Origin of the sequence: Marivirga lumbricoides (assembly GCF_014636295.1) — a bacterium.
Lineage (GTDB): Bacteria > Bacteroidota > Bacteroidia > Cytophagales > Cyclobacteriaceae > Marivirga > Marivirga lumbricoides.
The window spans coordinates 1-14,697 of sequence record NZ_BMEC01000004.1; the positions used below are offsets into that span (position 1 = coordinate 1).

A 14,697-nucleotide genomic window follows, 5' to 3' on the forward strand; every position below is an offset into this window, starting at 1 on the left:
TAAGTAATCTTGCGGTTGGAAAAGCTCTTGATCTCTCATATATTGCAGTGTTAATTGTGATTAGACACTACAATTTAACAAATCAAAAACCCCGAAAAAAGCTTTATCTAGCTAATTTCGGGGTTTTATTCTATAGATTAATACAGCTAATTACCTCTATTTTAGTGGGTTTTATTTAAAAGTGATGCCCTAAAAAAGCCGGAGAAAATCTTTCCGGCTTTTTTATTGCTGGCGTCTTTCCAGGACTGTTGTTACCTCTTCAGTATAATCTTTTGAGTAGATACTGTAGATTGATTAATAATCTTAACAAAATAGATTCCATCTTTAAGATGCGATATATCTATTGATTTTGAGCTGTCATTCCCGGCTTTATGCATTAAGCGCTGTCCATTTAAAGCGTAAATCTCTATTGAATCAAAACTTCCATCATATTTCAATGAGCCTTTACTAGGGTTAGGATAAAGGAAAAATTCGGGAGTTTGTTGTTTAGGTTTATTGGCCACGGTAACATTGGCTCTGTCAAAAACCGGCCTAATCATTACGCTTCCCTGAAAGAAAGTATTAGCTTCCCATGTGCCACTTTGGTTATAAAATAAATTGGTAGCACTGTTACTGTTTTTATCAAATCCTATAGAAACGGGTTCGTCATTTTCTTCTCTATAGCCAATAAAAATTTTGCCCCCCACATAAACCGGTCGCTCTAATATAAAACGCTGGAACTGATTGGTGCCCTGTGCAGGGTTTGCCAACACATTTTGAGCTGCAAGAATATTAGTTTCGCTATTGGTAAGCTCATCCCATACTAATAAAGTGATGTTTTTTGTACCTGCATTTTGACCTAAATTAGGGATATAAATATCAATAGCTGTCATGTAATTTTCACCAATAATGTCAAATTCCTGTGCTAGCAGGTAATTTTTGGAATTGAGCAAAATGCTAGATTCCGCTGTGCCATCATCTTGAGCATAGAAATTATGCAGCGGATAAATAGTTGATACAGTATCGTTTCTCCGGAAACTTAAGTCAGGATAATATACTGTAGTGCCATTAATGGTTTCAAAGAATAAGCTGTCTGTGGTGCCTAAGTTCAGTTGCAATTCAAGATAAACTGAATCTTCAGTTTCCTTTTCAGACAATAGATAAGTAATTAGCTGCTCTTTATTTCTTACTTGTGCTGTAAACTGAGCGGTATCTTGATTTTGGGTAAGGAAATTACCATTTATTTGAGCGGAATCAATAATCTGATTTTGCTTAAGTGTGTCAGTTAAAATCCCGAATATTTCTGTTGCAAATAAAGGATTATTCGCGTTTCCTGCCCAAAGGTTATTGTAGATAACTGTAGTAGATTGAATTTTTTCGCTTAACCATTCTTCAGTAAGGTGCTTTAGCGGTACTGCATAATAGTTGCTGAAGATGGTGCCAGGTTCTTTGGAGAATGTTCTGTCTTCGTAGGAATCGTAGGCATTATTTTGAGTGTTTACGGGAGTATTGCCTTCATTCAGATAAATATAGTCTACACTAAATACATCAAAATCTCCCGCCAAATTGCTGAATAACTGGAATTTAAACTGGAAACCGCTATGGAGAAACCTGTTTTGGTTGATAGCTTTAAAAACCTGGTTGAAGAGTACCAGCGTGTCCGAACTGTAGCCGCTGCCATTTTGCCTAAAAACTTCTTCCCATTCGTTATCGCTGTTTCTGAAACTTAAAATAAGATAGTCATCTCCATCTGGTGCTTGTTCGCCTACGCTTTCCTGCCAGAAGAAGCTTAAGAAAACATTGCTGCTAGTGGTATAGGAAGAAAGATCAATTCTTTTAGAAACCAGACTATCTGCTAATCCTTTTGCCAATATATTGGTAGAATAGGCATTGCCATTGCCGTCAAAAGCATCAAATATAGCAACATTATATGAGGGCGGTAAGTAAGATCTTGAGTTACTTACAAAGACATCTTTACCATGCAACCAGATAGTTGAATCAACGGTATATCTAACATTGGAGAAGTCATCCCAAAAGGGCAGATTGATAGTATCACTTTCTACCAAAGTATTTCTTCTTGTATTGGCTGAGTGCGATGAAAAATTTATTGGCAGTTCAGTAAGCTGAGCAATAGTAGAGCTAAGCTTAAGTAAAAAAAGAAGGATAGTAAAAGTGAATTTATATGTCATTAAGCTACTTTTATTGTTCCCGAGGTACTTCCAGTTCACTTTCTGATTTTGAAGCGACTACCCAAATATCAACTCTGCCTCCGGTTCTTACCGATTCGCCTGCATTAGGGTATTGTTGTATAACTAATCCTGCAGCTTTATCTGCTACGTCTTTTTGGTGAACAGTACCTAACCTCAGTCCGCTTCCCTGAATTATAAATTCTGCATCTTCCTGCATAGATTCTTTCAGGTTGGGCATGGAAAACGGTCTTCCTAGTCCATTACCAATCACAAGGTCAATTACAGAGCCTTTTGCTATATCGCTTCCTGCTTCTATTTCTTCACCGTCAATTTGTTGCTTTAATACTGCATTTTGAAATTCATGAGGTTCATAGATAATCTCTCCCAATTGCAAATCATAGCTTTCAAGGATCATTTGTGCATTCTTTAAAGAGCCGTCAACCAGTTTTGGCATTTTTACCAAAGGCGGATTTACCGCATTAATTGAGATATAAATTTTCCGATTCTCTTTTACTTTATCTCCTGGTTTCGGGGTTTGAGTCAGGACAGTAAAAGGAGGGTATTCTGCAGAATATCCTGAATCAGGAGTTACTTCATATCTTAAATCACGAGAAACTAAAAATTCATCCAGTTCTTGCAGTTGTAAACCTGATAAATCCGGAACTGTAATACTTTCTCCATGATTTGTAGTGGCAGGCAAATAAATGTAGAAAAATGAAGTGATAATAATAATAGCGAGGCCTATGATAATTCCTATATTAATCAATATTGCCTTTAACGAACTGTTTTTAATATTCATGTGTATGTATTTGTTCTTGCTTTGTAATAACTTATGCTATCCTGGTTATTTATTTCTAATAGAAACGTAGCAGTGTAGCTGTAAAATTTTGTTATCAATTATTTATACCGATGTTTTTTGAATCCGTTTCATACCAAATTCCAGAATTTTATCGATGAAATCATAAGGCTTGTACCCATTTATGGCTGTCTGATGAAAAATACAGGTGGCCGGGGTCATTCCTGGTAATGAATTAACCTCAATAATAATAGTTTCCGCTCTCAAATCATCATAAATTCTTACAAAAGCATCAATTCTTGCATACCCCTCAATGGAAAGCACTTCTGCCGTCTTTCTTAAAGTTTCTTTTACTTGGTTTGCCACTTTCTCATAATCTGATAAGCTTTTTGTATAGCGTGCTGGCGTAATATTCTGCCCTTCACCTGCAAGAAATTTCTCTTCCAGGCTTAACACTTCGCCACTAGCCAACGCTTCGGAAGGCTCAAATATTTCATATTGTATTTTTCCATTGGCATCAAAGTGGGTAAGTAAACCTCCTGTGATTTCCAGAAAATGTGCAGCATCTTTCTTTTCAATGAGTTCTTCCAATAAGAAAAATGTTTTTTGAGGAAATTCTTCATTTCGCTTAAGATGGAGCACATGAGCAAGCTCTTCAATAAATTGGGCTTCAGGCCGAAACATCATTCCTGCAAATGCTTCCAGTTCTTCTCTGTTTTTTATTTTTTTAACAGCTGAGCTACATCCATCATCAGCAGGTTTTGCTATGAGAGGATAACTTAGTTTTTCTTCAATTTCTTGTATAACTGTGTCTTTATTTTGATTCCATTCTTCCTCAAAAATAAGTTGATGATCAGCTACTAAAATACCATGCTTTCTCAGTTTTTCATTGGTTTCAAATTTGTTGATTGTAACCTGAGAACTTTCAACTCCGGATCCGTTATAAGGAATGCCTAGTTTTTCAAGTTCTGTCTGCACGGCACCATCCTCTCCCGGTCTGCCGTGGAGCGCTATAAAAGCGGCATCTATTTTATCTACAAGATCGCTATAAGCTATTTTTTGAAATTCAGTAATAGCATGGGCAGCATATTTTTGAGTGATGTCTTCGCATTCAAATTTAATCTGTTCTATTACCGGATGCACATGGAAATCACTCAATTTTTCTTTGATATCATCGGCATTATCCTTTAGCATGATGTTTATAGGCAACACGTATAATTCGTGTTTAGCCTCGTTACCGGTTAAAAAGATAGGAATTGGAAAATACTTAGTAGAGGAAGATAATTTCTCAAAAATATTTCTACCACTTTCTACAGAAATATGTCTTTCGGTAGAAAAACCTCCCATTATGATTCCTACGTTAATTTTTTTCTCCTCCTGTGTTTTCAGTGCCTGAAGCTTCTCATCTAATTGGATAATCATTTGCTGAATAGAGCGATGATTTTTCCCGCTCTTCAATCTTTCGGCTAGTGAGGTTCTGATAATATAACTCAAAAACTGTGAAGGATTTAGACCTATTTCTGCGGCCTGATGGAAAAAGAAAGAAGAGGGTAACATCCCCGAAGTAGTGTTGGGGTCGTTAAGGTAGATTTGTCCATCCTTACCAACAAAACCATCAATTCTGGCATATACGTTTACCTGCAATGCTTTAAATAGGCTGGAGCAGGATCTTCTGATGTTTTCTATTACATCTAAATCCTCATTAATGGGAGTAATTTTTCTGCTGATACCGGGCAGATATTTTGATCTGTAATCAAATACGTCCTTTCCTTTTCTTATTTCTGTAGGGGGTAAGGCAATAGGGTTTCCATTTTCGTCCTGGATTACAATACATGAAAACTCTTTACCTTCAATAAATGATTCAATTAGAAGTTGATCTTCCGTTTGTAAAGCTTTTAATTGAACCTCATCTTCCTGCTTATTTAGGTAGTTTATGAGCGCATCCGGAGTATTAATAAGTAGTTCATTTGCATAAACAGGTAAACCAACTCCTTCACGAATATCAACCAACCTTGCAATGAACTTAATTTTTTCTTCTTCTGAAAAGCTTTTCCACTCAGAAGGGTTAATCACCTGAATAAAGAAGCTTTTTTGAATTAAAGCTTCAAATTTACTGACATCATCGTCATTTAAAATACTTACTCCAATTGAAGAACCCTGATGTGGAGATTTAATCACCATCGGAAGCCCAATCTCAGCTTTTAATACTTCATATATCTTTTCCTTATTATTTTTATCCCAATCAGTTTTGGATAAGATCCGGCTCCTGGGAACAGCAAATCCAGATTGACTTATAAGTTGCTTCTGAGCTATTTTATTAATCCCAATTGCTGAAGGTAAAATCCCTGCCCCACTGTAAGGTATTCCATACCATTCTAAAAGACCTTGAATATTACCATCTTCACCATAAGGACCATGTAAAGCTAAAAAAGCGAAGTCAACATAGTGGGTGAGCTGATCCGGAGTTAATTTTTTTCCTACTTTAGAAATAAGTTGATCCCACTCTTCCTCTGTCAAATCAGTTAAAGAGTCCGCATAAATCTGTATAGGATTGTTTGAAGCAGGCATAAACTCCACAGGGGGATAGAAATCCCGAATTGTTCCTTTATAAATAAATTGCCAATCCAGCAGTATAAAGTGTCCAAAACTATCAATAAAAATGGGAACAGCTTCAAAAATGGATTTGTTTAGGTTGTCATACACCGTTCTTCCACCTGCAAAAGAAATTTCTCTTTCTCTGGACTGACCACCGAAAAATATACCTACTTTCATTTATATCTAATTGTTTTATTAGTTGAGGTTGGCAAGAAATGATAACCTTATCATTCTTAGTTAATTATCAATTCCTTACTCATACATATTAAGTTTTAAAAGTTATGAAAGCATCCTTTCTGTTTGAGTACTTTCATATTTTAAAGCATAAAAATACTGCTTAGCTACGGAATTCCAACGAAATTGATCATCTTGTCATCTAGCTGACTTATTCACCACAAAAGTAAGTGTTCTTTAGCACTTATCATTGTATTTAGGAAAAGGTTATCAATAGCAATGTTTTAATAGGATGGTGGAAAATAGAGGAACTATTTAGGAGCGAACAAGAAATTTAAAATTATCTTCTAACCATAAATTTTGCACTACTTCTTAAATTATCAGTTTGAATATGGATTATATACATGCCTACAGCAAGAGACGATACATCAAAAGTAAGGAATTGATTTAAGATTTTGGGCTCTTCAAAATCTAAAATTACATTTCCCTGTAAGTCAGTGATAGTAAATGAGCCTTGAGAGGCATTATCCAGATTTAGATGTAAGTTGATCCTGTCATTGGCAGGGTTCGGATATACAACAAATTCTCTGGTTCCAGCCGGGAAAGCAGGAGGAGGTGTTTGGCCTACAAAAAAGGATATATTCCTTAAATAAATATTCTGCCCATTATCATGAGAGGCTTTAAAAGCCAGTCTTATCTTTTCTTTATAAACAAAAGGGGAGAGATCAATAAATTCATTTCTCCAAACCAGCTTTTCTGATTCATTGTTTGTATAAGCTGTAGCTAGCGAGTCACCTTCTTTACTATAAATTGAAGTCGTGAAAACTTCTCCGTTTTCATCTGAAAGCAGTATTTCAAAAGCTTCACTTTGGCGGTAGGGCTTGTTATAGGCAATCTCAAAAATTAAACCTAAATAAATAACCCTGCTAACATCAAGAAGTGGAGAGATTAACCAATCCTCCTGTTGTTGAAGTGGAATAATTGAGGAGTTGCTGCTAACTACATCCAAATCCTTATCGTAAATCCAGGTGCTATTATTGTCAGGATTAAAAGTAAACCAATTGTCTCGTTCATTATTTCTTAGGGACAACCTTAAAGGGGGCAATTCAACGCTACAGTCTTCTTTAAAGGGGAAAAATATGTGTTTCTCAATTTTTTCACCCTCTTCAATAAGGGAGGTTACTACCTTTAAATTACCATTTGAGTTTCCGGTACTAAGAGGAGGGATTTCGACTCTTATGGGTTGGTCTACATAAAGTCCTTCTTCTATCTCCTCGGCATAAATTAAAGTACTACCCTCATACACTTCCACTAAAAAGGAGTTAACAAAGCTCCTGCTTGTATTCTTAACTTCTAATACACCGCTTATTGCTTCATCACAATAAAGAGAGTTGAAACTAATCCACCGGGTGGGTGTTACTTCCTTATGTGCATTAAGAGATTCAGAGATAGTAAATTTGTTCAGATATAAATTATTGGCATTTCTGTTTTCTGCCACCAGGTTAAAACAAACTGAGGAAACGTCTTTAAGATAATTCAAGTCTACTTTTATAGTATCCCAATCGAGTCTTTGAGTAGGAACGAAAGCTGTATCAACAGCATAAGCAGTAAGCATGCTTTCACTATTGCTGGAATACACCAGCTGATCAAAACTTTCTCCACAATTAAAAGAAGCGTAAATACTAAAACGGTGGGGTAGGGTATCTGCCGACTGAGAAAACACAAAGGAAAGCTCAGGAGAGTTTAGTTCTGTTAAATCAAATATTGGAGAAATTAATTGCTCTCTTTGTCCGATATTTTGTTTGTTTTCAAAAAATGGGATACCTGCATGTCCGTTTAAGATCATCCATGTATCTTCTCCATCTTCATTTCTTACTTGCCAGCTTCCAAAGCCTGAAGAAAATACCTGATTATAAGGTAAAGATTTTTGATCCAGTATCTGAACAAATTCTATTACTTTATTATTTCTAATTCTTTCATCCGGTTGCCCCTCTTCGGTAAACACCTCATAATCCAATTCGAAATTTCCCTTTTCATCAGGAGTAAAATTGATGGGAGTAAAATCCACTTCTAATGATTCAGCGGAGTCCAGTTCAGTATTAAATACAATTGTTTCTTTTACCACGTCATTCACTGATAGCACAACTTTATAATTGTTGGCAGGTAAAAGTCCCACATTTCTGATGGTAACTTTAGGTGCATAAGTACTTGTACAGCTACTGGTATACAGCTTGTTAACTCTAACTAGTGCTAAATCATTATCGAAAACAGGTGGAGGTTCCAAGCCTACCGAAGTAGTTAGGCTCAACCTTCTGGGGCTATTTTCCAAAACAGTTCTCATGCGCTGTTTCTGATCCAGCGTAAATAAATTCATGCAAACATCATCTGTGTAATCCATGAAATTCTGCACCATATCAAGTGAGCCACATGTAGTTTTGTTCAAATTACACCCTGAACTTTCCCCATTTGACTCTGGAGTGTCATTACAGTAATCATCTACAGAGCATCCACCATCACCCCAGATGTGCCTTAAACCAAAGAAATGCCCCATTTCATGCGTTAGCGTTCTACCTAAACTTTCAAAGCCCGGGCTAGATGGGTTTTCTCCAAAGAATTGATAATCAATACTTACGCCATCAATTAACCTATTATTACTTGCATCTTCCAAGCCGGGAAGATTGGAAACCGGAAACTCAGCCCAACCAAGGCTACTTGATAAATCTGCTACCCAAATATTTAAATAATCTTCTGCCGGCCAATAACTTTCGGCACTTAGAATTGCCCTGTTTGAATAACTATAGGAGGCTTTACTGCCCAGTATACGAACAATACCGTTTGTCTCGAATTCTTCCGGGTCCTGGCGGGCATAAATGAATTTTATTTCAATATTGGAAGCAAAGGGCAGGAATTGACTAAGTGTTTCGGTAGTGTCTTTATTGAGCCTGTTGAAATCTTCATTCAGAATCTCTAGTTGCCTGTCAATTCTTTCTTTTGAAATATTAGTTCCTATTCCAACCTGTTCACCTTTGTGAATTATATGAAAAACAACAGGGATTTCAACTTGTAGTTGTTGACTAGACCTTGATTGGAAGATGTTTTTCAAGGCTCTTTCCTGAACCTTCTTCTGTAACCAATTTTCAAATTCATCAGTTTTTAAAAAATGGTTTGATTTCTCTCTCTCTTCAATTAACTGTGGAACAGGGCATCTTTGGGCATGGAGAGAATAGTAATTTAGCAAGAGTAAAATAATTAAAAACCCAGTTGAATTTTTGTTAAAAAGCAAATAGGGTGTTTTACTCATGCTAAATGGTTTAAGGTTGATTTTAATAGAGGATTATTTGGGAATTTCCCTGCCTAAAACTTCCTAAAAATAATACATAATATCCTAATTTTCCTAATCTAAATAAGGAAATACAGTTTACAGAATTACTAATAAGACGTTCTCCTACCTCATAGTTTCAGGTAATTTTGCATTCGGGTCATCTGCCGAGGTTATATTAACAGCCTGTACCGAAGTAATTTCTGGTACGGCTCTCTTAACGGCTTCCTCAACACCAGCTTTTAAAGTCATAGTAGACATCGGACAGCTGCCACAAGCGCCTAATAACTCTAACCTTAACACTCCATCATTCACATCCAACACTTTTACATTTCCACCATCAGCTTCTAAATAAGGCCTAATGGAATCTAATGCTTTCTCAACTCTCTCTATAATCTCCATAAAAAATTAATTAGTCATTTCTACTTTTGTTGTTCCTGCCATATTAGCATTTCTAATAGCTATTTGCCTGGCCGCTTTTTTAGCTATTTCTTCAAATGCTTCTGAAGAAACATCATTTTTCATTGCTGAAGGATAGCCTGAATCACCACTTTCACGGATTGATTGCACCAAAGGAATCTGTCCCAGAAAAGGAATTTCATATCTTTCACTCAGCTTATATCCACCACCTTCACCAAATATAAAGTATTTATTTTCAGGAAGTTCTTCAGGGGTAAAATACGCCATATTTTCAACTAAGCCTAAAATTGGCACATTAATTTGAGGCTGTTTAAACATCGCAATTGCTTTTTGTGCATCAGCCAATGCCACTTTTTGCGGAGTGGTAACAATTAAGGCCCCAGTAACAGGAATAGTTTGCACCATGGTTAAGTGAATATCACTGGTTCCCGGAGGTAAATCAATTAATAAATAATCTAATTCACCCCAGTCTGTATCACCTAAAAATTGTTTAAGTGCAGAGCTTGCCATTGGGCCTCTCCAAACCACTGCATTATCCGGAGGCGTTAAAAAACCTATGGATATCAGCTTAATTCCATATTGTTCTATGGGAATAATTACGTTCTTGCCATTTATTTCTTTTACTTCTGGTTGCTCATGCTCACAATTAAACATGGTAGGTATCGATGGGCCAAATATATCAGCATCAATTAAACCTACTTTGGCACCTGACTGTGCAAGTGACACCGCAAGGTTAGCAGAAACAGTAGATTTACCAACCCCACCTTTACCTGAAGCAATCGCAATAATATTTTTTACATTGGGAAGTAAAGGAGCAGTACTTCTGGTTGAGGTAACATCTGAAGTCATATTAGGGAAAACCTGAAAATCAGCCCCTACATTTTTATGAATAGCATCTATGCAATCATTTTTGATAAGTTCTTTCAAAGGACAGGCTGGCGTGGTTAATACAACTGTAAAATAAATAGCATTGCCATCTATGCTAATATCTTTAATCATATTTAAACTGACCAAATCTTTCTTTAGGTCAGGATCCATCACTTGAGCTAATGCTTTTAATATATTATCTTGTGTAATTGCCATAAAATGTTTGCTTAAAAAAACTTACTTTTGCTAATCGCATTGCGAAGTTAAACTTATTCAAATTAGCTAACAATGTTAGACCGTAATTAGTTGTAAATAGCTTGCATTAAAGGCGAAAAAATCAGAGTAAATTCAGAAAATCGTTATCAGTTTGAGTTTATAACCCTTGCATAATTAACTATTGCTTAGGTTTGTTTAGACAAAGTAACTCCAACAATGAATTAAGTAATTACCAATGAATTTAAGTCAAAAAACTATTCGGGATGTACAAGAGCGTGTTGATATAGAGGAAGTAGTTTCTGATTTTGTACCGCTCAAAAAGAAAGGTCAAAACCTATGGGCCTGCTGTCCTTTTCATGAAGAAAAGTCTCCTTCGTTTTCAGTTTCTCCAAATAAAGGAATATATAAGTGTTTTGGTTGCGGTAAGGCAGGTGATGCCATTCAATTCATCATGGATTTGGAAGGGTTGAGTTTCCCTGAAGCTATTAAGCAACTGGCTGAAAAATATGGCATTGAAATAGAAGAGGATCAACTGATGCCTGAGGACCAGGTGAAATATAATGAAAGGGAAAGTTTATTCATTATCTTAAATTTTGCTGCCGAATATTTCAAGAACCTCTTACATCACCATGAAGAGGGACAGTCCATTGGTTTAAGTTATTTTAAGGAGAGGGGGTTTTCTAAAAATACTATTGAAGAATTTGATCTGGGTTATTCTCTCAATAATTGGGATGGCTTACTAAATGCAGCAAAAAAGGCAGGACATTCTGAGGAATTGCTGGAGAAAGCTGGACTTATTATTAAAAAAGAAGATAAAACCTACGATAGATTTAGAAACAGAGTCATTTTTCCTATACATTCTATTGCAGGTAAGCCTATTGCTTTTGGCGCAAGAATTTTAGTAAATGACAAAAAGCAACCTAAGTACATAAATTCTCCTGAGACTGAGGTTTACCACAAAAGCGATGTGCTGTATGGTATTTCGCAGGCCAAGCAACACATCCGAAACCTTGAGAATTGTTATCTTGTGGAAGGGTACACTGATGTGATTTCGCTTCATCAGTCAGGAGTAAAAAATGTGGTGGCTTCTTCAGGAACCTCTCTTACTACAAATCAAATTAAATTGATAGGGAGGTACAGTCAAAATATCACCGTCCTTTTTGATGGTGATGCTGCAGGAATTAAAGCCTCACTAAGAGGTATAGATCTTATTTTGGAAGGAGGGTTAAACGTTAAGGTAGTCCTTTTTCCGGATGGTGAAGATCCGGACAGCTATTCTCAGAAAATGGGAGAGGAGGCTTTTAAGAATTACCTCACTGAAAATGCTAAAGATTTCATTCGTTTCAAATCAGACTTACTGCTTCAGGAAACTAAAAAAGATCCGATTCGAAAAGCAGAAACCATTCAGGATATAGTTAGGTCTATTGCTAAAATTCCTGATCCTGTAAAGCGTGCCATCTATATTAAAGAGTGTAGTGATATACTTGAAATAGATGAGGCAATATTGGTGGCCGAGCAGAATAAGATACTACTCAGGGAAAAACAGGTTAAAGGTGATATTACACAAAGGCAGGCTAATCAATTGAGTGAAAGCTTTAGCCAGGCTCCTGAGCAGATTCAGAAGAAATATTCTCCTTTTGAGGTGGCCGCCATTCAGGAAAAGGAAAGTGTAAGACTTCTGCTTAGTTATGGAGATTTGCCGGTTGCTGAAAATACATTGGTGGTGGAGTACCTGCTTAAGGAGTTGAGTGATGCTGAATTTGTTCACCCGGTATATTCGGAGATCTTACAGGAATTTAAGTTGAATTTAGCAGAAGGTAAAATTTTGAATGAAGCTTATTTTATAAAAAATGGCTCTGAAGAAGTGAGAAAAGCTATATTTTCATTGTTTACTGATAGGTATACATTAAGTGAGAACTGGGAAAATAAGTTTCAGATTTATACAGTTCATGAAAAACATATTTTGAATGATTCAATTTATATTCATGTGCTGCGCCTCAAACATAGGGCTATTTTGCATCTTTTTGACCAGAATACGCAGAAACTTCGTGCTGCCACATCGGTAGAGGAGGAAAGTAAACTTTTGCAATATCAAATGCAGCTCAATCAGGCAAAGTTGGAGATTGGAAATCTTTTAGGAATGGTTGTGGTGAAATAAGAAGGCGTTGAACTTGATAAGTATAAATGCAGTACCACTATTTTTTGAACACTGATAGTGAGGATTCGTTAGGGAAGAGGCAGGGGACTAAAAATTAATAGTTACCTTTGTGGTTTAATAGTTTTTTAAGTTTATGATATCAGAAAATATCCCACTAGATAGTATAGAAGAAGCCATTCAGGCTATAAAAAGAGGAGAAATCATTATTGTTGTAGATGATGAGGATCGGGAGAATGAAGGCGATTTTATTTGCGCTGCCGAAAAAGTAACTCCTGAGATTATTAACTTCATGTCCAAGTACGGGAGAGGCCTCATTTGTGCTTCTATTACAGAGGAAAGATGTGATGAGTTGGGTCTGGAATTGATGGTGGGCAAAAATACAGCGCAATTTGAAACGCCATTTACAGTTTCTGTAGATTTAATTGGTCATGGAACCACCACTGGTATCTCTGCCAGTGACAGATCTAAAACCATTCAAGCTTTGGTAAATCCTAAAACAAAGCCCTCCGAACTGGGAAAACCAGGTCATATCTTTCCTCTAAAAGCTAAAAAGGGAGGTGTTTTAAGAAGAACAGGCCATACTGAAGCTGCTGTTGACTTTTCCCGACTTGCAGGTTTAATACCCGGAGGAGTTTTAGTGGAAATAATGAATGAAGATGGCACCATGGCCCGGCTTCCTGATTTAAGGAAAGTAGCAGACCAACATAAATTAAAGTTGGTAACAATTAAAGATCTTATTTCTTACAGACTGGAGCTTGAATCCCTGGTGGAGGAAAAAATAGATGTACATATGCCCACTGATTTTGGTGATTTTAAGCTGGTTGCTTTTGAGCAAACTACCACACATGAAAATCATTTGGCTTTAATAAAAGGAGAATGGGAAGAAGATGAGCCAGTAATGGTTCGTGTTCACTCTTCTTGTATTACAGGAGATATTTTTGGTTCATGTAGATGTGATTGTGGTCCGCAGTTACATCAGGCTATGGAAATGATTGAAAATGAAGGTAAAGGTGTGGTTGTTTATATGAACCAGGAAGGGCGAGGAATAGGCCTTATGAATAAGTTGCGAGCCTACAAGCTTCAGGAACAGGGAATGGATACTGTAGAGGCTAATCTTCATTTGGGTTTTAAAATGGACGAGAGAGATTACGGTGTAGGGGCGCAAATTTTGCGAAAGCTTGGAATTCGAAAAATTAAATTAATTTCTAATAATCCAACCAAAAGAGCCGGATTATTAGGATATGGCTTGGAAATTGTGGAAAATGTTGCATTAGAAATTCCACCTAATAAGCATAATGAAAATTATTTACGCACAAAAAGAGATAAGATGGGCCATACCATCCTTAAGAAAAGTTAGTTTGAAGAAGTCATTAGTCTTTATATTATTTTTATTTGGTTCAGTAGTTCTGCACAGTCAGGATTTACCTAATGAAATGTGGCATCCCGGGTTAGTTGTATTGGAAGAAGGAGACACGTTAAGAGGCCAGATTCAGTATGATTTCAAAACTAATCTGGTACAGCTGGCCATTGACAATAAAATAAAGACTTTTTCTTCTCAGCAAGTGCTTTTTCTGAACTTCCATTGCCAGTTTTTTAAGCGCTTCAGGTATTTTTATTCCATTCCCTACAGACTAAAAGGTTCTATGAACGTGCCCGTCTTCTTTGAGATATTAGCTGAAGGCAGGTTAACTTTAATGTCCAGGGAATATGTAGTAGTTGAAAGTATTAACCGCTATGGAAACCCAATGTACAGGCCCTTAGGTGTCGGGGGAACGAGGGAGATTCTCACTTATGATTATTATCTGCTTACGGATAATGGAGATATTAATTTGTATTTAGAGAAGAAAAAGGATTTACTACCCTACTTCGGCAGATATGAGGATGAAATGGCTAAGTATATCAGGAAAAATAAATTGAAAGTAGATAAGCAGCAGGACTTGGTAAGGATAGTGAATTATTATAATGAAATTGTTCAGGAGTAGCG

Annotated in this window: 9 protein-coding genes; 3 read left to right on the forward strand and 6 right to left on the reverse strand. The window is 36.5% G+C overall.

Features of this window, described 5'->3' with window-relative positions; genetic code table 11:
- Positions 1 to 251: 251 nt before the first annotated feature.
- The 6 genes from IEV85_RS07000 to IEV85_RS07025 all read right to left on the reverse strand — a co-directional run bounded on the left by IEV85_RS07000 (position 252) and on the right by IEV85_RS07025 (position 10,555).
- On the reverse strand, positions 252 to 2,168 hold the full coding sequence (locus IEV85_RS07000; RefSeq protein WP_188461637.1) for a T9SS type A sorting domain-containing protein: 1,917 nt from the start codon (positions 2,166 to 2,168) through the stop codon (positions 252 to 254).
- Between the two features lie 10 nt (positions 2,169 to 2,178).
- On the reverse strand, positions 2,179 to 2,967 hold the full coding sequence (locus tag IEV85_RS07005) for a PASTA domain-containing protein (RefSeq protein WP_188461639.1): 789 nt from the start codon (positions 2,965 to 2,967) through the stop codon (positions 2,179 to 2,181).
- A gap of 102 nt (positions 2,968 to 3,069) precedes the next feature.
- Positions 3,070 to 5,736, reverse strand: a complete 2,667-nt coding sequence (locus IEV85_RS07010; RefSeq protein ID WP_188461642.1) for a D-alanine--D-alanine ligase family protein — start codon at positions 5,734 to 5,736, stop codon at positions 3,070 to 3,072.
- A 337-nt stretch (positions 5,737 to 6,073) separates the two neighbouring features.
- The gene (locus IEV85_RS07015; protein WP_188461644.1) at positions 6,074 to 9,034 is read right to left on the reverse strand and encodes a M43 family zinc metalloprotease; all 2,961 of its coding nucleotides are present in this window, start codon (positions 9,032 to 9,034) and stop codon (positions 6,074 to 6,076) included.
- Between the two features lie 144 nt (positions 9,035 to 9,178).
- Positions 9,179 to 9,454, reverse strand: a complete 276-nt coding sequence (locus tag IEV85_RS07020; protein ID WP_188461646.1) for a NifU family protein — start codon at positions 9,452 to 9,454, stop codon at positions 9,179 to 9,181.
- 6 nt (positions 9,455 to 9,460) lie between these two features.
- Positions 9,461 to 10,555 (reverse strand): Mrp/NBP35 family ATP-binding protein, encoded by a 1,095-nt coding sequence (locus tag IEV85_RS07025; protein WP_188461648.1) that lies wholly within the window; start codon positions 10,553 to 10,555, stop codon positions 9,461 to 9,463.
- Between the two features lie 235 nt (positions 10,556 to 10,790).
- On the opposite strand from IEV85_RS07025, the gene dnaG reads away from it, so the two are divergent.
- The 3 genes from dnaG (at position 10,791) to IEV85_RS07040 (ending at position 14,695) form a co-directional block, all read left to right on the forward strand.
- On the forward strand, positions 10,791 to 12,713 hold the full coding sequence (gene dnaG, locus IEV85_RS07030) for a DNA primase (protein WP_188461650.1): 1,923 nt from the start codon (positions 10,791 to 10,793) through the stop codon (positions 12,711 to 12,713).
- 133 nt (positions 12,714 to 12,846) lie between these two features.
- Entirely contained in the window at positions 12,847 to 14,070 is a 1,224-nt protein-coding gene (locus IEV85_RS07035; protein WP_188461652.1) for a bifunctional 3,4-dihydroxy-2-butanone-4-phosphate synthase/GTP cyclohydrolase II, read from the forward strand.
- Between the two features lies 1 nt (position 14,071).
- Entirely contained in the window at positions 14,072 to 14,695 is a 624-nt protein-coding gene (locus tag IEV85_RS07040; protein WP_188461654.1) for a hypothetical protein, read from the forward strand.
- The last annotated feature ends 2 nt before the right edge of the window (positions 14,696 to 14,697 follow it).

Excerpts from the sequence above, each read along its gene's own strand:
- IEV85_RS07035 (WP_188461652.1), top strand. The coding sequence starts at position 12,847 with ATGATATCAGAAAATATCCCACTAGATAGTATAGAAGAAGCCATTCAG.
- dnaG (WP_188461650.1), top strand. The coding sequence starts at position 10,791 with ATGAATTTAAGTCAAAAAACTATTCGGGATGTACAAGAGCGTGTTGAT.
- IEV85_RS07010 (WP_188461642.1), bottom strand. The coding sequence starts at position 5,736 with ATGAAAGTAGGTATATTTTTCGGTGGTCAGTCCAGAGAAAGAGAAATT.
- IEV85_RS07005 (WP_188461639.1), bottom strand. The coding sequence starts at position 2,967 with ATGAATATTAAAAACAGTTCGTTAAAGGCAATATTGATTAATATAGGA.
- IEV85_RS07025 (WP_188461648.1), bottom strand. The coding sequence starts at position 10,555 with ATGGCAATTACACAAGATAATATATTAAAAGCATTAGCTCAAGTGATG.
- IEV85_RS07020 (WP_188461646.1), bottom strand. The coding sequence starts at position 9,454 with ATGGAGATTATAGAGAGAGTTGAGAAAGCATTAGATTCCATTAGGCCT.
- IEV85_RS07000 (WP_188461637.1), bottom strand. The coding sequence starts at position 2,168 with ATGACATATAAATTCACTTTTACTATCCTTCTTTTTTTACTTAAGCTT.
- IEV85_RS07015 (WP_188461644.1), bottom strand. The coding sequence starts at position 9,034 with ATGAGTAAAACACCCTATTTGCTTTTTAACAAAAATTCAACTGGGTTT.